Source organism: Mycolicibacterium pallens, assembly GCF_019456675.1.
Classification (GTDB): domain Bacteria; phylum Actinomycetota; class Actinomycetes; order Mycobacteriales; family Mycobacteriaceae; genus Mycobacterium; species Mycobacterium crocinum.
Genome location: NZ_CP080333.1, coordinates 3238652 through 3258569, shown reverse-complemented (window position 1 = coordinate 3258569; position 19918 = coordinate 3238652). Strand labels below are relative to the sequence as shown.

The 19918-nt window shown below is 65.2% G+C and carries 9 protein-coding genes, 4 pseudogenes and 1 other annotated feature; of the genes and pseudogenes, 6 read left to right on the top strand and 7 right to left on the bottom strand.

The features are described 5' to 3' along the window. Positions 1-35 precede the first annotated feature (35 nt). Entirely contained in the window at positions 36-2462 is a 2427-nt protein-coding gene (locus K0O64_RS16025; protein ID WP_071944294.1) for a phosphoketolase family protein, read from the bottom strand. 71 nt (positions 2463-2533) lie between these two features. Between K0O64_RS16025 and K0O64_RS16020 the strand changes: the two genes are divergently transcribed. Then, complete coding sequence (locus tag K0O64_RS16020) at positions 2534-4873, top strand: CaiB/BaiF CoA transferase family protein (RefSeq protein WP_096312874.1); 2340 nt, start codon at positions 2534-2536, stop codon at positions 4871-4873. Further along, positions 4870-6306, top strand: coding sequence for an aldehyde dehydrogenase (locus K0O64_RS16015; protein WP_096311545.1), 1437 nt, complete (start codon positions 4870-4872; stop codon positions 6304-6306). Before K0O64_RS16020 ends, K0O64_RS16015 begins: the two co-directional genes overlap by 4 nt. 67 nt (positions 6307-6373) lie before the next feature. On the opposite strand, the gene K0O64_RS16010 is transcribed toward K0O64_RS16015, so the two are convergent. Then, complete coding sequence (locus K0O64_RS16010) at positions 6374-6778, bottom strand: hypothetical protein (protein WP_164520081.1); 405 nt, start codon at positions 6776-6778, stop codon at positions 6374-6376. Positions 6779-7003: 225 nt separating this feature from the next. Here K0O64_RS16010 and K0O64_RS16005 point away from each other — a divergent pair. Then, positions 7004-7342, top strand: a pseudogene (locus K0O64_RS16005) (glutathione-dependent formaldehyde dehydrogenase); the annotation flags it as partial. Between the two features lie 688 nt (positions 7343-8030). Here the strand turns inward: K0O64_RS16005 and K0O64_RS16000 are convergent. Then, positions 8031-9292, bottom strand: a protein-coding gene (locus K0O64_RS16000; protein ID WP_096311544.1) for an IS3 family transposase whose coding sequence is annotated in 2 segments (ribosomal slippage) — positions 8031-9004 and positions 9004-9292 — 1263 coding nt in all. Because the reading frame shifts where the segments join, the coding sequence is not laid out codon by codon here. Positions 9293-9531: 239 nt separating this feature from the next. Between K0O64_RS16000 and K0O64_RS15995 the strand changes: the two are divergent. Together K0O64_RS15995 and K0O64_RS15990 are read left to right on the top strand one after the other, a co-directional pair. Further along, positions 9532-10663 (top strand): annotated as a pseudogene (locus tag K0O64_RS15995) (IS256 family transposase); the annotation flags it as partial. Between the two features lie 384 nt (positions 10664-11047). Continuing rightward, positions 11048-12281, top strand: a pseudogene (locus tag K0O64_RS15990) (IS256 family transposase). 310 nt (positions 12282-12591) lie between these two features. On the opposite strand, the gene K0O64_RS15985 reads toward K0O64_RS15990, so the two are convergent. The 4 genes and pseudogenes from K0O64_RS15985 to K0O64_RS15970 all read right to left on the bottom strand — a co-directional run bounded on the left by K0O64_RS15985 (position 12592) and on the right by K0O64_RS15970 (position 17607). Continuing rightward, entirely contained in the window at positions 12592-13164 is a 573-nt protein-coding gene (locus K0O64_RS15985; RefSeq protein WP_071944298.1) for a DUF5994 family protein, read from the bottom strand. A gap of 1073 nt (positions 13165-14237) precedes the next feature. Continuing rightward, a protein-coding gene (locus tag K0O64_RS15980) for an IS3 family transposase (protein WP_096311543.1) occupies positions 14238-15397 on the bottom strand; the annotation gives its coding sequence in 2 pieces (ribosomal slippage) (positions 14238-15106 and positions 15106-15397; 1161 coding nt in all). A 68-nt stretch (positions 15398-15465) separates the two neighbouring features. After that, positions 15466-16605, bottom strand: a pseudogene (locus K0O64_RS15975) (IS3 family transposase); the annotation flags it as partial. Beyond that, positions 16177-16306, bottom strand: a sequence feature (AL1L pseudoknot). (Overlaps the previous pseudogene by 130 nt.) A 351-nt stretch (positions 16606-16956) precedes the next feature. Next, positions 16957-17607, bottom strand: coding sequence for an Rv1733c family protein (locus K0O64_RS15970; protein ID WP_217353530.1), 651 nt, complete (start codon positions 17605-17607; stop codon positions 16957-16959). A 665-nt stretch (positions 17608-18272) separates the two neighbouring features. Here K0O64_RS15970 and K0O64_RS15965 point away from each other — a divergent pair. After that, positions 18273-19796 carry a PucR family transcriptional regulator gene (locus K0O64_RS15965; RefSeq protein ID WP_071949798.1) on the top strand — a complete coding sequence of 508 codons (1524 nt, stop codon included), beginning with the start codon at positions 18273-18275 and terminating at the stop codon, positions 19794-19796. The last annotated feature ends 122 nt before the right edge of the window (positions 19797-19918 follow it).

Here is a 19918-nt window from a genome sequence, read left to right as displayed (position 1 = left end):
TATTACCTGGCGCGGCCGAGTGCCCCAGCTAACTTCTATTCGTTGTCCCCTCCGGTGGCGGCGGTGGCGTCGATCGACACACCCGGTTGCGCGCCGCCCGCGCCCGGCCACACCCAGTCGCGCACCTCGGGGATGTCGTCGCCGTGGGCCCGGGTGTACTCGCGGGCGGCCAGCCGCTTGTCGACCATCTCCTGGCGCAGCGTCGCGCAGCTCGACTGCAGGTGCGGAACGCGGTCGATGACGTCGATGACCAGGTGGTAGCGGTCCAGGTCGTTGAGCATCACCATGTCGAACGGTGTGGTGGTGGTGCCTTCCTCCTTGTAGCCGCGGACGTGGATACGGCTGTCGTTGCTGCGGCGGTAGGTCAGCCGGTGAATCAGCCAGGGGTAGCCGTGATAGGCGAAGAGGACCGGCTTGTCGGCGGTGAAGATCATGTCGAACTCGCGGCTGGACAACCCGTGCGGATGCTCGGTGTCGTCCTGTAGCCGCATCAGGTCCACGACGTTGACGAAGCGGACCTTCAGTTCGGGCAGATGCCGGCGCAACAGGTCGACTGCCGCCAGCGCCTCCAGCGTCGGCACATCACCCGCGGCGGCGATCACCACGTCGGGCTCTTCCCCGACGGTCTCGTTACCTGCCCATTCCCAGATCCCCAGACCGCGGGTGCAGTGCGCAATCGCCTGCTCCATCGTGAGGAAATTCGGGTGCGGCTGCTTGCCGGCGACGACGACGTTGACGTACTGGCGCGACCGCAGGCAGTGGTCATAGGTCGAGAGCAGCGTGTTGGCGTCCGGAGGCAGGTAGACCCGCACCACCTCGGCCCTCTTGTTGACGACGTGGTCGATGAAACCGGGATCCTGATGGGAGAAGCCGTTGTGGTCCTGACGCCAAACATGGCTCGACAGAAGGTAATTGAGGCTGGCGATCGGGCGCCGCCACGGGATGTGGTTGGTGACCTTCAGCCACTTGGCATGCTGGTTGAACATCGAGTCGACGATGTGGATGAAGGCCTCGTAGCAGTTGAACAGCCCGTGCCTGCCGGTCAGCAGATAGCCCTCCAGCCAGCCCTGGCATTGGTGTTCGGACAGCATCTCCATCACCCGGCCCGCGCGGGCCAGGTGCTCGTCGACCTCGGGGCCGAAAAACTCGGCGTTCCACTGTTTGTCGGTCACGTCGAACACGGCCTGCAGCCGGTTGGAGGCGGTCTCGTCTGGTCCGAAGATCCGGAAGTTGTCCGGGTTGAGCCGGATCACCTCGGTAAGCCACTGGCCGAGTACCCGGGTGGCTTCGGCGACGGTGGCGCCCGGTGCGGGAACGTCGACACCGAATGTGCGGAAGTCCGGCAGGCGCAGATCCTTGAGTAGCAGGCCACCGTTGGCGTGCGGGTTATCGCTCATCCGCAGGTGACCGGCCGGTGCCAGCGCGGCGATGCGCGGGTCCAGCGTGCCGTCGGCGTCGAACAGTTCTTCGGCGCGATAGGAGGCCAGCCAGTCGGCCAGCACCTGCAGGTGCTCGGGGGTGTCGCGGGCGTTGGACAGCGGAACCTGGTGTGCGCGCCACGATCCGGTGGTCTTCTTACCATCGATGTAGGCCGGGCCGGTCCACCCCTTGGGGGTGCGGAACACGATCATCGGCCAGGCCGGCCGCTCGTCGCCCGGCTGGGCTTTGATCTCGGCGATCCGGTCCAGCACCTCGTCGAGCAGGGCCGCGAACCGGCGGTGGGCGTCGGTGTGATCGGTCGACCCGTCGTCGGGCACCTCGAAGAAGAACGGCTCGTGGCCGAAACCGACCATCAGACTGCGTAATTCGTCGTCCGGGATGCGGGCCAGCACGGTGGGGTTGGCGATCTTGTAGCCGTTGAGATGCAGGACCGGCAGCACCACACCATCGCGGGCGGTGTTGACGAACTTGTTGGAATGCCAGCTGGTGGCCAGCGCACCGGTTTCGGCTTCCCCGTCGCCGACGACCGCGACGACCAGGAGATCGGGATTGTCGAACGCGGCGCCGTACGCGTGCGACAGCGCGTACCCCAGTTCACCGCCTTCGTGGATCGAGCCGGGCGTCTCTGGGGCGACGTGTGAGGGAATGCCGCCGGGGAAGGAGAACTGGCGGAACAGCCGGCGCAGGCCCTCGGTGTCCTGGGTGATGTCGGGATAGGTCTCGGTGTAGGTGCCGTCGAGGTAGGCATTGGCCACCAGTCCGGGACCGCCGTGGCCGGGCCCGGTGACGTACACCGTCGACTGCTCGCGCTGCTTGATCGCGCGGTTGAGGTGCGCGTAGAGGAAGTTCAGCCCGGGCGTGGTGCCCCAGTGGCCGAGCAGCCGGGGTTTGACGTCCTCGCGGGTCAGCGGTGTGCGCAGCAGCGGGTTGTCGAGCAGGTAGATCTGTCCGACGGAAAGGTAGTTGGCTGCCCGCCACCAGCCGTCGAGTTGATCAATGGTCTCCGCGCTTATCGAGTCCATGTCCCCATCAAACCCCGAGTCGCGCGACCGTGCCGCCGGGGCACCGATTGTTCACCACTACGCTGTCCGACGTGCTCGCGTCGGAACCTTTGCTCGCTGGAGTCCGAGTGCTCGACCTGTGTGACCAGACGGGTGATGCGATCGGACGGCTGCTCGCCGATCTCGGCGCCGACGTCATCAAGGTCGAGCCGCCCGGTGGTAGCGCCGCGCGACGCGCGCTGCCCACCCTCGACGGGGTCAGCATCCCGTTCGCTCTGCACAACGCCAACAAGCGCACGATCGTGCTCGATCCGGCGGACACTGACGACCGACGGCAGTTCCTGGAACTGGCCGGCGGTTCCGACATCGTCGTCGACAGCGGGGCGCCCGGGCTGGCGGCCGCGTTCGGCACGTCGTGCGACGCACTGGCCGATCAGTTCCCGCACCTGGTAGCCATGTCGGTCACCGACTTCGGCGCCGACGGCCCACGGGCGTCGTGGCAGGCCACCGACCCGGTGCTGTATGCGATGTCCACAGCGTTGTCCCGGTCCGGTCCGACGACGGGCACGCCGGTGCTGCCGCCGGACGGCATCGCGTCGACCACCGCGGCCGTGCAGGCCACCTGGGCGGTCCTGGTCGCCTACTTCAACCGGTTACGATGCGGGACAGGCGATTACATCGACTTCTCCCGGTTCGACGCCGTGGTCCTGACGCTGGACCCGCCGTTCGGCACCCAGGGTCAGGCCGCGACAGCCCGCAATGCGGGCGAACGCTGGCGCGGGCGGCCGAGGAACCAGGACTCCTATCCGATCTTCGCCTGCCGCGACGGGTATGTGCGGATCTGTGTACTGGCGCCGCGGCAGTGGCGCGGCATGCGGGCCTGGCTGGGCGAACCCGAGCAGTTTCAGGATCCGGTCTTCGATTCGATTGCCGCCCGCACCAAGGCCTTCGGTGAGCTGAGCCAACTGATGGCAGCGCTGTTCGCCGACAAGACGATGGCCGAGCTGGTCGTCGAAGGGCAGGCGCACGGCGTGCCGATCGCCGCGGTGCTGACCCCGTCGGAGGCACTGGAATCCGAGCACCTCGCCGAGGTCGGAGCGCTGGTCGACACCGAGGTCGCACCCGGTGTGACGGCCCGCGTTCCAGCCGGTTACTGGGTGGTCGACGGTAAGCACGCCGGTTACCGCACACCCGCACCCGAAGCCGGTCACAGCGACGAGCATTGGCAGACAGCACGATTCGCGCCAGCTGCCACGCAGGCGGTGGGCGCGCGTCCGTTCGAGGGCATTCGGGTGCTGGATCTCGGCGTGATCGTCGCGGGTGGCGAGCTCAGCCGGCTGTTCGGCGACCTGGGCGCCGAGGTCATCAAGATCGAGAGTGCCGGCTACCCGGACGGACTGCGCCAGAAGCGTCCGAATCAGCAGATCAGCGAATCGTTCGCCCGCGCACATCGCAACCAACTCGGGCTGGGACTGGAACTTCGCAGCCCTGCCGGGGCTGAGGTGTTCAGCAGCCTGGTGGCCGCCGCCGATGCGATGTTCGCCAACTTCAAGCCGGGAACGCTTGCAGCTCTTGGCTTTTCCCACGACCGGTTGCGGCAACTCAACCCCGGTCTGGTGCTGGCCGAAAGCAGTGCTTTCGGCGATGCCGGGCCGTGGAGCAAGCGCCTGGGCTACGGCCCGCTCGTGCGCGCGACGATCGGGGTGACGCGGTTGTGGACGTCGCAGGAACCGCCAGCGCCCACCGCGCGGCACGCGTTCTACGACGCGACGACGATCTTCCCCGATCACGTCGTGGGCCGGATCAGTGCGATCGGGGCGCTGGCCGGGCTGATCCGCCGCCAGCGTGACGGCATCGGCGCCCGCATCCCCGTGTCGCAGGCGGAGGCGGCGATCAATCAGCTCGACACTCTCTACGTCACGCTGGCCGCGGCGGCGAGCGGTGCCGGACAGGTCGAGGCGGATCCGGCCGAGCATCTGGTGCTGCCGTGTGCGGGCGATGACGAATGGTGTGTGGTGTCGATCCGTTCGGACGCCGACCGCCGTGCGGTGGCCGCCGTCATCGGCGACACCGACCTGGCCGATTGGGTGAAGGCCCGCCCACCTTGGGAGGCCGCCGAGGCTCTCCAGGCCGCCGGGGTGCCCGCCGGCCCGATGATCCGGGTCACCGAGCTCGCCGATGATCCGCAGCTTCGGTTACGAAAAGTGTTCAGCGACATGGTTCATCCGTTGCTCGAGCATCCGCTGCCGACCGAGGCCGGTCCGGCGCCCTACCGCCACATCCCGCCGGCACCGCAGCGCCCGGCGCCGCTGCCGGGTGCCGACACCCGCCAGGTCTGTCGCGACGTCCTCGGCATGGCGGACGATGAGATCGACCAGTTGATCGCCGATGGCGTGCTGTTCGCCGCCGAGACCACAGGAGTGACGAGATGACCACGACCGCGGAGATCTTCGTCGACGGCGCGTTCCGTCGTGCCGACCAGGTGCAGCCGGTGATCGAAGCGGCGACCGGTGAGCCGCTGGGCGACGGCGCCAGCGCCACCGAGGCCGAGATCGACGCCGCGGTTGCCGCGGCCCGGGCCGCACTCGCGGACTGGCAGTCCGCCTCGCCCGATCACCGGGCGGAGGTGCTCACTGCCTTCGCCGCAGCGCTCGACAAACGTGCCAAGGGCACCGACGAACTGGTGACCCGCGAGAACGGCATGCCGATGTCGTTGTCGCGCGGGGCCAACGGCCGCTTCCCGGCGGCCCTGCTGCGCTACTACGCGCAGCTGATCACCGACACGCCGATCGAAGAGATCCGCCCGAGCATGATCGGGCACACCGTGGTGCGCCGCGAGGCCGTCGGCGTGGTGGCCGCGATCGTGCCGTGGAACTATCCGCAGGCGCTGGCCGCGTTCAAGCTGGCGCCCGCGCTGGCCGCCGGCTGCACGGTGGTGCTCAAAGCCGCCCCCGAAACAGCGTTGGACGCCTTGGTGTTCGCGCGTGCCGCCGAGGAGGCGGGCCTGCCTGCCGGTGTGCTCAACATCGTTCCCGGTGGTGCGGCCGCGGGGGCCTACCTGGTGGCTCATCCCGGGGTGGACAAGGTCACGTTCACCGGCTCGACGGCCGCCGGTCGCGCGATCGGCGAGGTGTGCGGACGGCTCCTGCGTCCGGTCACTCTGGAGCTGGGCGGCAAGTCCGCGGCGATCATTCTCGACGACGCGGACCTGGACGCCACGATCAAGGGTCTGCGCACCGCATCGTTCGTCAACAACGGCCAGACCTGCCACCTCAGCTCGCGGATCCTGGCACCGCGGTCGCGCTACGGCGAGGTGTTGGACGCGCTGGCCGGCATGGTGGGCGAGCTGAAAGTCGGTGACCCGCTGGACACGTCGACCGACATCGGACCACTGGTCAGTGCCCGCCAGCGCGACCGCGTGCTGGGCTACATCGAATCCGGCAAGAACAGCTCGGCGAAACTCATTGTCGGCGGCTCGGTTCCGGCCGACCAGCCCCGCGGCTGGTTCGTCTCGCCGACGGTGTTCGCCGACGTCGACAACTCTGACCGGATCGCCCAGGAAGAGGTCTTCGGCCCGGTGCTCGCGGTGATCCCGTACGACACTGACGACGAAGCGATCGCGCTGGCCAACGACAGCGAGTTCGGCCTGGCCGGCACGGTCTGGTCGAGCGACGACGAGCGGGCCATCGAGGTGGCCCGTGCGGTGCGCACCGGCACGATCGGCATCAACGACTATCAGCTGGACTTCCGCGCCCCGTTCGGCGGGGTGAAGGCCAGCGGGATCGGCCGTGAGTTGGGCCCGGAAGGCCTCGACGCGTTCTTCGCGCTCAAGTCGATCTATCGGGTGGGACCGGCAGACGACTGAGTGGCCACCCGTGACGGGCTCTGCCGCGTCACGAATGGCCACTCAGATCGGGGTCTCTAGCCTGTGGTTAGCCCGTTCCCAGGCAGCCGACGCCGTTCACGCAGCCGCCGGCACCGCCCGGTCCCGCGCCGCCTTGGACGCCCGGAGCGGATCCGCTGACGCCGCCGGGTCCCGCACCGCCTTGGACGCCCGGGGCGGATCCGCTGACGCCGCCGGGACCCGCGCCACCCTCGACGCCGGGTGCCGTGCCCGTCACGCCGCCCGGTCCTGCGCCACCGTTGACGCCCGGTGCGGTACCCGTCGCGCCGCCGGGTGCTGTGGTGTCACCGCCGGCCGGGCTGGTCGTCACCACGACAGACGAGGTCGGCGACGTCGTCGTGGTGGTCGTCGACGTGCTCGTCTTGGAATTGTCATTGCTGCTACCGCAGCCGACGGCAAGCGTCAGCACCGCGGCTCCGCCGACGAATGTCATAGCGGCCCTTGAAATCACTCCCGATCCCACAGCCATGCGGCCCTCACTTCCTTGTTAGGGGACGCTTACGCGTACCCCCCGCGCCCAAAAACAAACCCTGCGTGCCCGTTTGACCGCCAAGGCCTGGGGTATCGACTGTTCTCGACGAAGGGAGCACGAGGGTGAGCGTCCTGGACAGCGCGAAGGGTCAGATCGCCGGACTGGTCGACAAAATCGCGGACGCCGCGCCAGCCGCTGCTGGGATATCCGTCCGGCGGGATCTACGGCTACACCCATCCCTTCGGCGGATACGCCGGTTCGCACGCCGAATACATCCGGGTGCCGTTTGGCGACGTGAACTGCTTTCCGATCCCCGCAGGCGTCAGCGATGAACAGGCGCTGTTCCTGTCCGACGCCGCGCCCACCGGGTTCATGGGCGCTGACTTCTGTGACGTCTCCGCGGGCGACACCGTCGCCGTCTTCGGCGCCGGCGGAGTGGGGTTGATGGCGGCCAAGAGTGCGCTGCTGTTGGGCGCCGAGCGGGCGATCGTGATCGACCGTGTCCCGGAACGACTTTCACTGGCTATTATATAGGTTCCAAATTTCCATGGCGGATTCCAAAACTCGATGGCGGATTCTGGCGGATCCGCCATCGGGATTGGAAATTACCTAGGCCGTCTAGGTATCGGCGCAGCAATCATGGCGATGATCGATGCCGGTGCGTGTTCAGTGGCACGCTCCCCGTGACGCGCAGGGGGCATCTCTGTCGTTCATCTCCCATGGGGCGACATCCTCTCCGACATTGCTACCGCCCGTCCCATATGCCGTGGTCGAGAACGCATCTGGCTTGACGAGCTACATACCTACCTGACAGAAGTGATACGCATGCGCTCGGTAACCGACAGCTTGGTCTACTCCGTGGTACTCGACGAGGAACGTCCCGGTGGCGACCGAACCCCAACCTTCCGCGAGTTCGTCACAGTGGAAGAGTGCTACTTCCATCCATACGGTGTCCGAGGATGACCCACCGACCCGCCCAACTTCATAGCGTTCCGGTGGTCGGGCGCCGTTCAACGGATCCACCGCATCATGCAAGCAGACGTCATCCCCACTATCCGCGATCGATTCCCCTTTCTTCCGCAAGGAGACGCCAGCGATCGACCCCATGCTGTATACGACCTCGGCCCGAGGATCCCCCCGCTCGACCCAATCCCTAACGGTCCCGGTATTTTGAACCGCCCCGGGGAGTCCGGAGATTTTCTGATTTGAGGACTCAGCCGGCGGCTGGCCTCGCTTGTTGAGCGTAGTAGGCAGCCTCAATCTCGGCTGGCGGGACGTCGCCGCAGTACTCGTAGAGCCGGCGGTGGTTGAACCAGTCGACCCAGCGCGCGGTCGCCAACTCGACGTCCTCGACGGTGCGCCAGGGCTTGCCCAGTTTGATCACCTCGGTCTTGTACAGCCCATTGATGGTCTCGGCGAGCGCGTTGTCATACGAGCTGCCGACCGCACCGACCGACGGTTGGATACCGGCTTCGGCGAGACGTTCCGTGAATCGGATCGACGTATACTGCGAGCCTCTATCCGTATGGTGGACAACATCTTTCAAATCGAGGACACCGTCTTGCTGACGCGTCCAGATGGCCTGCTCGATCGAGTCGAGCACCATCGTGGTCGCCATCGTCGACGCCACCCGCCAGCCCAGGATCCGCCGAGCGTAGGCATCGGTGACAAACGCGACGTAGGCGAACCCCGACCAGGTCGACACATAGGTCAGATCGGCCACCCAGAGCCGATTCGGTGCGACCGGACCGAAGCGCCGACCGACCAGATCGGCCGGACGCACTGCGGCCGGATCAGCGATCGTGGTCGGTTTGGCCTTACCACGTACCGCACCGGACAGGCCGAGTTCAGCCATCAGCCGCTCCACCGTGCAGCGGGCAACCCCGATGCCCTCGCGATTCAGTGCTAGCCACACCTTGCGCGCCCCGTACACGCGATAGTTCGCGGCGTGAACACGATTGACGTGGGCTTTGAGCTCCTCGTCGCGAATCTCGCGACGACTGGGCTCACGCTCGAGATGCTCGTAGTACGTCGACGGGGCGATCTGCACACCGAGCCGGACGAGCTCATCACAGATCGACTGGACACCCCACCGCAGACCATCAGGGCCCTCCCGGCGGCCCTGATGCTCAGCGATGAATCGACAGACTAGTGGTGTGGCCGGTCCAGCTCGGCCGCGAAGAAAGCCGACGCCGTCTTCAAGATCGCGTTGGCCCGCTTGAGCTCGGCGTTCTCCCGGCGCAGCTTCTTAAGCTCGGCGGACTCCTCGGTCGTAGTTCCCGCCCGGGCGCCGGCATCGACCTGGGCCTGGCGCACCCACTTGCGCACCGTCTCAGCCGTACCGATCCCTAGTAGCCGGGCGACTTCGCCCATCGCCGCCCACTCCGACTCGTGCTGATCGCTGATCTCAGCGACCATGCGCACCGCCCGCTCACGAAGCTCCGGCGGATACCGCCTCGACGAACCACCTGACATGACCCCATCCTTCCCAACAAATGGAGTCTCCGGACATGCCGGGGCGGTTCATTTTCCCCTCATCTCGGCTCTGGGTACTACTCGACCAACTCCAAACAGCGCCAACACTCAAGGAAGCACTCACGGGAACCCGCGCACTGCAGGAGAATTGGTCGAAGGCCTAAACGACGCCGGAACTGTGGATTGTCGGTGTTTACGGCCTGACGCGCCGAGCGTTGCTCGGCGGGGAAGGTGCCGTGATGACGACACCGGATGATGTGGCGAAGAAGAAAGCAGGTGGAGCAGTCCGCCGAGCAGCAAGCTGCGGTCGAGCCGGTGCGGCTGGCCCAGCGGCAGGGACTGCCGATGACCGGGCCCGACGGGATGCTCAAGCAGCTGACTAACACGGTGCTCGAGACTGCGCTCAACGAGGAGCTGGCTGAGCCCCTGGGCTATGAGAAACACGATCCGAACAGGTGCCGGGACCGGCAATATCCGTAACGGCACTCGGACCAAGACGGTGCTGACCGACACCACCGGCGCTGTCGAGATCGATGTGCCGCGGGATCGGGCGGCGAGTTTCGAGCCGCAGATCGTCAAGAAGCGTCACCGCCGACTGTCTGGCATCGATGAGGCTGTGCTGTCGCTGGACGCCAAGGGGTTGGTGTCGAAGGAGACGATCAGCCGGATCACCGACAAGGTGGTCGAGGAGATGAATGACTGGTCGGTGCGGCCACTCGATGAGACCTACGCCGCGATCTTCGTCGACGCGATCGTGGTCAAGGTCATCGACGGCCCGGTCGCTAACCGGCCGTTCTACGCCGCCATCGGGGTCACCCCGGCCGGGGAACGCGACACCCTCGGGCTGCGGGCCGGCACCGGCGGTGAGGGCGTCAAAGTTCTGGATGAGCGTGCTCACCGACGTGCGCAACCGAGGCGTCAAGGATGTGTCCTTTGTGGTGTGTGACCGGCAACAAGGGCTGCCGGAGGTGGTGAGTAACGTCTGGCCGCGAGCAATCGTGTAGACGTGCATTATTCATCTGATTCGCAACACTTTTCGGCTCACCTCGCGCAAGTACTGGGATGAGATCAAACGCGATATCAAACGGCCTACACCGAGGTCAACGCGACCGCGGCCCGGGTAGCGTTCGACGACCTGACCGAGAAATGGGGACAGCGCTACCCGGCGGTGATCCGGCTGTGGGACAGCGCCTGGGCAGAGTTCCTTCTGTTCCTGGACTACGACGTCGAGATCCGCCGGGTTCTAGTACCAACGCGATCGAGTCGCTCAACGCCCGCTACCGGCGTGCGATCAAGGCCCGCAGTCACTTCCCCTCCGAGCAGGCCGCGATGAAGTGCTTCTACCCGGTCACCAGATCGCTGGACCCAACCGTTGAGCCCGTGGAGGTCCGGATATCAGGGCCAGCAGCAGGCGTTGCAGTTCCTTTGGGTGTGGGTTGGATTTGGTGAGTTGGTGGTAGCCATAAGCAACACGGTCACAGCCGGAATCGCTCGGCTGTCGTATCGGTGGGCTAGCCGCGGGGTATGACGCCTAGGGCGCCTCCCTCAGCTTCCCACCGTTGGATGGCGATTGGGGAGAGGTGTCGAGTGTCGGGAGCGAGCATCTCGGCTGCGACCAGGTTGCGTCCAGCAGAGTGGTGTACGAGTCGGACCTGATCAGCGGTACCGGCGTGTCGTAGCCGAGTGATTGAAGGTCATCGCGTGATTCTTCGAGAGACCGTCCAAAGTCACTCGAGCAAAGAAGGAATCGACGCGATGACCGCTGCCCACAATATCGACCTGCCGGCCGTGCTGGCCGAACGACTCACCACTGCTCATCCCGACGTGCTGCGTGAACTGCTGGCCACGTTCATCCACACCCTGATGGGCGCGGAAGCCGACGCCCTGTGCGGCGCCGGTTACGGCGAGCGCAGCACCGAACGGACCAACTCCCGCAACGGCTACCGGCACCGCCAGTTCGACACCCGTGCAGGGTCTTTGGACCTTGCGATCCCCAAGCTGCGGCAGGGCTCCTACTTTCCGGACTGGCTGCTGGAACGCCGCAAACGAGCCGAACGGGCCCTGACAACGGTGGTGGCGACCTGCTACCTGCTCGGTGTCTCCACTCGGCGAATGGACAAACTGGTCGAGACCCTGGGCATTACCAGCCTGTCGAAGTCGCAGGTCTCGGTGATGGCTAAGGAACTCGACACCGCGGTGGAGGCATTCCGGAGCCGACCGCTGGATGCCGGTCCGCACATTCGTCGCTGCTGACGCCCTGGTGCTGAAGGTCCGCGAGGGCGGCAGGGTGGTCAACGTGCACGCCCTGATCGCGGTCGGGGTCAACTCCGAGGGCTACCGCGAGATCCTGGGTATCGACGTGTCCACCGCCGAGGACGGTGCCGGGTGGCTGACGTTCTGGCGGTCGTTGACCGCCCGGGGTCTGTCCGGGGTCAAGCTGGTCACCGGTGACGCGCACGCCGGTCTGGTGGCCGCGATCGGTGCCACGCTGCCCGGCGCGGCCTGGCAGCGCTGCAGAACGCACTACACGACCAATCTGATGGCCATCACCCCGAAGTCGTCGTGGCCGTGGGTGCGCACCCTGCTGCACTCGGTGTTCGATCAACCCGACGCGGAATCAGTTGCAGCGCAATATGACCGGATCATTGACGCGCTGGCCGACAAGCTGCCCAAGGTGGCCGACCACCTGGAAGCGGCCCGGTCTGACCTGCTGGCGTTCACCGCGTTCCCTAAGCAGATCTGGCGCCAGATCTGGTCGAATAACCCCCAGGAACGGCTCAACAAGGAGATCCGTCGGCGAACCGATGTCGTGGGCATTTTTCCCGACCGCGACGCCCTGATCCGCCTCGTCGGGGCAGTACTGGCCGAACAGCACGACGAATGGGCTGAGTCCCGGCGTTACCTCGGCCTTGACGTCCTGAGCAAATCACGCACCATCAACGACACCCCGACCGAACAGGAGGCCACCCCCGCGGTACTGACCGCCTGAACCATCACCACGAAGAATCACACGACGGCGTCGTACACCACGCCCCTGGACTTGACCTGCGACCAATGGGCGTGCAACCCGCACGTCGGCGATGCCGGATGGTGGCGTCATGCCGCTGGGGAGTGTATAGGGGGGTCTCTTAGGGGTTGCTGACATGTCCTGCCCTTTGGTCGTGGTCGTAATACTGGTTCGCCATGGATGCTGCCTGCGCACAATCGTTTTCGGAGACTGGTGGTTTTCAAGCCGAGGGGCAGCCATGGGCTCTGATCGGGCGCAGCCCGCGAATTGGCGTCCACCCTCAGGTCGTCGCTCAGACGTGTGTTAGGTGCTCATGCATGTGGCAGTTGAGGTTGTGATCGTGATGCAAGAGTGGTAGTGCTCCTCCGTCGGCTTCCCATCGTTCGGGCGCGATGGGCGAGAGCGGTCGGTCATCGCTGCGGCGCGTGATTTCGAGTAGTTGGTCGGGTTTGGACGCGTCGTCGACACTGGCCGCTTTTGTCATCACGTCGTACGCGTGGGTGGACTCGGTGTAGGGAGGTACGACCAGTAGGTCGAGCTTTCCGAATCGGGGGCCGAACAGCGAGATTGCGTTGGGCAATTCTTGGTGGGCACTGATGGTTACTTGATGGCCTTGGTGTTTGATGCCCAGGGGTGCTGGGGACCAGTCGTTTTCGTGGTAGTGCACGCTGTCGATCGAGCCGACTCGTAGCGAGAGTGCTGTCAGTAGGGCGGGTAGTTCGCTGCCGAGTTCGGTTGATCGTGGCCACCAGGCGCCTTGGACGAAGCCGCACGATCGGTGTGCGGGTTTGAGCCGCATCCGCAGGTTTGCCATGGCTGACCGGCTCGTCGATGCGTCGTGGAGGTTCTCGGTGATCGTCAACATGTGCTGCCTTCCGTTGTTGCGCTCTCTCACGACGAGTTCTATTCGGCGGCCGCATTCGTCGAGTGCATGGGTTAGCCGTCGGGGCGCTTACCAGGGCTTGTCCGCCGCGCCGCTCGTCGGAAGTGGTCATGTCCCATGGTGGTCGAAATGTGAGTGTTGCGCTTGCCGCACCCCGACAACAGCAGATCTGCTTTTTGTCGCGGTGGAACTGCGGCGAGCTGACCGGCTGGTCAGCTGTGAATCTTCGCCGTTTATCGACCGGACTTTTCATAGCGGAGGCTGTCTCAGCGGTCATCGCGCCCGCACGCCATGGCTGCGATGAGCCACAACACAGCGATGAGGGAGGAGTATCGTTCCGACTGGGCCTAGGTCAAACATATGTCAAACGCCGGGTTTTGGCCCGGGTGGTGCGGGTTGCGGTTCGCGCCGGCCGACGTTGAATTCGCCGCGGGTTTCGTTGATAAGGCCGTGGAACCTATGCGGTGCCAAGCGCGCTCGATGGCATCGCCGGGTATTCAATCTGCCCTAACCACAATCGTCAGACGATGCGGTGACGTCGGCGGCCTGGCGTGGTGTCGTCGGTGAGTTCGTCGATGACCGCAGAGGGTTTTGTTGCGGGCGACTAGCTCAGTCTCAGAGGCTTCGAGATCGCAGATTTTGCGATGGACCTTAGTGAGTTGAATTCTTTGAGCGTGAAGAAGGGAGGTCTTGTTGGCGACATGGAACGCCCTCATAACCGCTTGCGGCATCTCGTGGGCGTCGTTGTCGGGATCGCACAACGGTTTTGCTGATCGCTGCCGACACCGCCCGGCCGGCGTGTTGATGTAGGCGGTGTGTGGCCACTACGGCGTACTCGCAACTCCTGCTGCAATGCTGCTGGTGAATCGCCCTGGATCTCCCAGAGGCTCGGGCTATTGGATTCCGACCAGGGGTTGGTCAGTCCTTTGTGCATCGTAGAACGCGGCTTCGAATTCGGTGGGTGGGATGTCGCCGAGGTAGCTGTGTAGCCGGCTGGTGTTGTGCCAGTACACCCGGGACTGCCCCGAGTTCAGTTGACTCGCGGGGTGTGAATTTCAGGCCGCGGTTGCGACTGGTGTGTGGAGCAGTTCGAACTCTATCGGGGTGAGCCTGCCGAGTGCGCGTTGCCGGCGGCGTCGGTGGTAGGTCCGCTCGATCCAGGACACGATCGCCAGGCGTAGTTCGGCGCGGGTGGACCATCGGTGTCGGTCGAGCACGTTGCGTTGCAGCAGGGCGAAGAACGACTCCATGGCGGCATTGTCACCGCATGCTCCGACTCGACCCATCGATCCGTGTAATCCGTTGTGTGACAGTGCCTGGACGAACTTCCGAGATCGAAATTGGCTGCCTCTGTCGGAGTGGACAATCGTCGACACGGGCGACCGCAAGGCCACGGCGTTGGTCAAGGCGGCCACCGCCAGTGAGGACTTCATGCGGGAGTCGATGGAGTAGCCGACGATCCGGTTGGAGTAGACGTCTTTGATGGCGCAGAGGTAGAGCTTGCCTTCGTCGGTGCGGTGCTCGGTGATGTCGGCCAGCCAGACCTGGTTGGCGGCCGGGGCGCTGAACTGACGTTGCACGAGGTCGTCGTGTACTGGTGGTCCGGATCTGCGGTTCAGTCCACGCTTCTTGGCGAAGATCGACCAGATTCGTTCCTGCGAACACAGCCGCGCGACGCGGTTCTCGCCGGCGGTGATCCCACGCTCGGGCAACTCATCAGCGATGAACCGGTACCCGAAGGCGGGGTCATCGGCGTGGATGTCGCGGGCAGCGTTGATCAGATGCGCATCGTCCCAATCACGCTGTGACACGGGCGCTTTGCGCCATTTGTAGAACGCCTGGGTGGAGAATCCCAGGACCCGGCAGGTCACCGTGACGGGTATCCCGTCGGCGGCAAGGTCAAGGACCAGCGGGTACATCATTTTGGGTTGGCGTCCCGCGACAAGTATCCGACCGCGCGGCGCATCACCTCGGCTTCCTGCTCGAGGAGCTTGATCCGCTTGTGCGCCTCACGCAGCTGCGCTGCTACGTCCTCGCCGGCTGCGGCAGGACCGGGCCGGTCGACACCGTCCTCGCGGTCGGCAATCTTGAGCCAGCGGTGCAGGCAGGCCTCCGAGATCCCGAAGTCCTTCGCGATCTGACGCAACGGCGCCTCACCCTTGCGGGCCACGGCGATGACATCAGCACGGAACTCGGCAGGAAACGGCTTCGGCACGAGATTGATCCTTCCAGCGAGGACGAATCCTCACAGGTCAGGAGTCAACCAAACCGGGGGCAGTCCCCCCAGCTCAGCGTGGCCAGTTCTACGTCCTCGACGGTCTTCCAGGGTCCGGTGCGGGCAGGGCCGTAGATCAGTTCGGCCTTGTAATAGCCGTTGACCGTCTCGGCGAGAGCGTTATCGAAACTGTCTCCGACGGTGCCGATCGAGGGCACGGCCCCGATCTCGGCGAGCCGCTCGCCGTAGCGGATAGAGGTGAACTGCGACCCCGCATCAGAGTGACATCTCAAGCCCAGCAACGTACTTCCCCGCGACCACCGGGCCATCTCCAACGCATCGAGAACCATCGAGGTGCGCATGTTGCTGGCCACTCGCCACCCCACGATCATCCGCGAATGCGCATCGACAATGAAGCACACATACGCCACACCGGCCCAGGTCGGCACGAACGTCAGATCGGTAACCCAGAGCTGGTTGGGCGCGGTTGCGGTGAAGTCGCGCTTGACCAGATCCGGGTGCCGCGGCGCACCCGGAGCGGGCTTGGTCGTGCGGACCTGTTTGCCGCGACGAACCCCTTCGATGCCGGTGGCCCGCATCAAGCGGGCCACCTGATCGCGACCGACGTCGTGGCCGGCCCGGCGGGCGGTTTTCCACAGCTTGCGGGCTCCATAGACGCAGTAATTGTCCTTCCAGAGCTGGCGCAACGCCGGCCCCAGCACAGCGTCACGCTGCGCCCGCACCGATGGCCGGCGGCTCTTGGCGTCGTAGTAGGTGCTCGGGGCCACCTGCAGGCCTGCGCTGCGCAGGACGGTGCAGATGGGCTCGACCGAACGCCTCCCGGTTGGCGTCGATGAAGGCCACTATTTCTTGTGTTGGCGGTCGAGCTCCGCCCCGAAGAAACTCGCCGCACGCTTCAGAATTTCGTTGGCCCGCTTGAGTTCTCGAATCTCTTGCTCGAGTTCTTTCACCTTCGCAGATTCCGTTGTCGTCACACCCGGTGCGTGGCCGTCATCGATGTCGGCCTGGCGCACCCAGGAGCGCACCGATTCCATCCCGTACCCGAGCTGGCGGGCCACCCGCGCCACCGTGCCCTGCTCGGTCCCCAGCTCTTCGCGCAGCGTGCGGACCATACGCACCGCCGCGGCCTTCTCCTCTGAGCTGTAACGGCGCGTCGTGGGCTTCCCGGGCGACTGTTCCTTCGGCATACCTGCATCCTCGTTTCCAAGGTCAGGAGCCTCCAACATTTCCAGGGCGATTCATGGGGCCCACTGTTCTCGTCGTCGATTACCCGCTCTCGATGGTCCCGGGCCGTCACGATAGGGCTTCGAGCAGGGGCGGAAGTTCGATGGACAGTTGGTTGACTCGAGGGCCACCAGCCGCCGTGTACGAAACCGGCAGAGCGCTGCGCGCCGGTTTTAAGCACAATCGGGGACGTGCGATCGGCAATCGCCGGTGTGGTTGCCCGAAGTCCGTAGTGGGGTGCGGGCACGAGTGAGTTCCCTTTGTCGTTGTGCGTGAGATGAATTGGCTCGGTGAGGATGCAGCGGTCGTCTGGTCTAGGGCTGGCCGCTGGGTCCGCCGGGGCGGACCAGGGTATCGATGCCGTGTCGCCAACCGATGGCGCGGATGCGGTTACACACTGCTCGCGTACCGGCCAGGAGAATCGCTGCAGCAGCGGCGACACCTGCCCACAGCGCGACTGCTGCAGTCACAGCATCCAATGCGGCGCGGCTGGTCGGCGTGGGTTTGTCGGCGAGAGCGCCGGTGACGTCGACCCAGATCGCGATGTGGTCCCCGGATTTGCTTGCATTGGGCGCCGTGACTGCGCCTCTGTGCTCGCTGCCGAAAGCCGACCATCGGGCCTGCATGGTGGCATCGCCAGTCCGCGAGATATATTGGGCGGCAGTGTCGTCGGTGATCGTCGCAGTGGTGATGTGACGTGTGTGGGCCTGCTGCGCGTAGACGTCGCGGCGTGAATCGTAAACCGCGGTGCCCACCGCACCGGTAAGGGGCACGGCCAGCAGAGACAGCACGATGGCGAGCGTCAATACCAGTGCCTCGATCCGATCGGTGCCCCGTACCAAGGGATTACGGCTCACCAACTCGAAGACCGACCAGCGTGGCAGACGCATCGTGAAGGTCTCCAGGACGTCGTCAGGTGTCGTCTGGATGCTGATTGGTCGGTCATGCGGACGGGGAGCGGCCATTTAAATCCCCTGTTGGCGAGTCGATTTGGAGTTTGTCGGTGTGAATTGTCGACGCGTGGAAGACACGGGGCTCGCGAGTCCATTTTACGGCCTCAGTGGCCAGCCCCGGTTCGCGACTCTCAGCGATGCGGCGACGGTCCCGCACGACGCGCAACGGTGCGACCGCCGATCGCACTAGCCGATTACGGTCGTCCATGAGGTCTCCTGCACCAATCGCGTCTATTGCTTAACCCGTTCCATCGTGGTGGGAATTAGTGGCTCAGGTGTTGCCCGGCTAAGACAACGCCGCTGCGGTGCTTTGTCGAATCTCGACAGCGGCGCTAGCCACTCGAGTCGATCGTTGGTTACGTGGGCAGCCGGTAACGCACGGCGTTTCGTGCACGCCAAGACACCGATCCGGGCGAGCCCGGTCCGCCCCCGTACTTCGAATTGGTCGCAAGGTCGTTAACTGAGACGATCGGCGCGGTCACCGAGTCGTTGAGCGGCCAGCGCCGGACTGTGTGCAGTGACTAACTAGGTGGCCTTATCGCCTGCCGGGCGGTCATCCCAAGCGTGTCATGACCTGGGATAGCATTGATCGTTCTTACCGGATCGGTGAAGAAGCGTTAGCCGTTCGGCGGTGTCGTTTCCTGATCACGATGATCAGTTCGGGATGGGAGCGGATCGTGATCACTTTAGACCGCTTGGTGAACGTGCTCGGTAGTTACGGGGTGCGCTTGCGTTGGTCGTCGGTGCCCAGGTCCACTGAGCTGAGCAGCGTGGTAATCCACGAGCCGGCCGAGCACCGCACGGTGGTGGGCGATGTGTTGCTGGCCATTGGTGCCGGCTCGATCAGGGAAGCGGTGCGGTGGGCGGCTGCGGCACGTGCGGTCGTGGTGTTGATGCGCGGCGCTGAGGAACCGACCACATTCGACGATGACGTCGAGGCGGGCGCAGTGATGGTAGTCGACGAGGCGGTGTCGTGGAGCGAGTTGGCCGCCGTGGTCTATGGGCTGGTGTTGGAGGGCCGCGAAACAGAATCGGGCCGCGGCCCCACCGATTTGTTCGCACTAGCCGACAGCCTGGCAGAGGCCATCGGCGGTGCGGTCGTCATCCACGATCGACTGTTGCGGGTGTTGGCATATTCCAGGCAACAGCAGCACGCTGACTCAGCACGGATCGCGACCATCTTGGAACGACAAACGCCGGAGCCGTTGCGCGAATTCTTCGCCGCCCGTGGCGTCTTCGCGCATCTAGAGGTTTCTGACGAGCCGTTGTTTGTCGCCGAGGATGCCGAACAAGGCTCGATCGGGCGCATGGTGGTGGCGGTGCGCTCGGGCCGAGAACTCATCGGGTCGGTGTGGGTAGCGTGCCCGGCACCACTGGATGCCGCCGCGGGCACCGCCTTGACAGATGGCGCGCACACGGTGGCCCTGCACGTGTTGCGGTCGCGCGCCAGCGCCGACCTTGAGCGTCAGGTCGAATCCGAACTGGTGATCCGGTTGCTGGAGGGCGCCGCTGATAGCGCCACGCTCGCCAGCAGGTTGGGTATGACACACGGCCGATTGCGGGTGATCGCCCTGCAGGCGTTCGTCGGCGCGGACCGTGATGCGGCCCTGCTGTTGGCTTTCGAGCGTGCCACCACCGGGTTTGGGTGGTCACGGCCGGGCCGTAGCGCTTTGGCCGGCAACACCGTCTACACCTTGCTGCCCGGCGAGCAGTCATCGCTGGCGCGTCAGTGGATCACCGGTTTGCAGGCGGCGTTACCCGAACGAACGACGGTGTGGGCCGGTATCAGCGGTGCCGCCGAGGTGGGCGATCTGGCCGCCGCTCGTCTGGAGGCCGATGAGTGTCTGGCGCTACACGAGGTGTCTTCTCGAGTAACACCCCCCGCATACGACGAGTCCTGGGATGAAATCCTGCTGCAGCGGCTACGTACCGTGGCGCGCTCCGGTCGGACCCCGGACCGGGGACCGGTGGCCGATCTACGCCGTCACGACCGCGCCAACGCCACCGACTACGTGCTCACTTTGCAGGCGTGGCTGGAAGCTCAGGGCGACCCCGCCGAGGCTGGTAAGCGTTTGGAGGTCCACGAAAACACCGTGCGTTACCGCATGCGCAAGATGGCTGAGATCACCAACCTGCCCTTAGATGACCCCCGAAAGCGGCTGGCCATGATGATCGAACTAGCGGCTACCGACACCGCATAGCACTGTCCTTGCGTCGCTGAAAGCCGCGGTCGCGGAATGTAAATCACGATCACCGGACGCGTTGTTGGAGCACGACAACGGTCGACTCCACCGTTGTCGGGTCCCCGCAAGCCCTGCAGCAC

Bases quoted from the DNA above. Each gene is read 5' to 3' on its own strand.
- K0O64_RS16025 (WP_071944294.1), bottom strand. From the start codon at position 2,462: ATGGACTCGATAAGCGCGGAGACCATTGATCAACTCGACGGCTGGTGG.
- K0O64_RS16015 (WP_096311545.1), top strand. From the start codon at position 4,870: ATGACCACGACCGCGGAGATCTTCGTCGACGGCGCGTTCCGTCGTGCC.
- K0O64_RS16010 (WP_164520081.1), bottom strand. From the start codon at position 6,778: ATGACATTCGTCGGCGGAGCCGCGGTGCTGACGCTTGCCGTCGGCTGC.
- K0O64_RS15985 (WP_071944298.1), bottom strand. From the start codon at position 13,164: ATGTTGACGATCACCGAGAACCTCCACGACGCATCGACGAGCCGGTCA.
- K0O64_RS15970 (WP_217353530.1), bottom strand. From the start codon at position 17,607: ATGGCCGCTCCCCGTCCGCATGACCGACCAATCAGCATCCAGACGACA.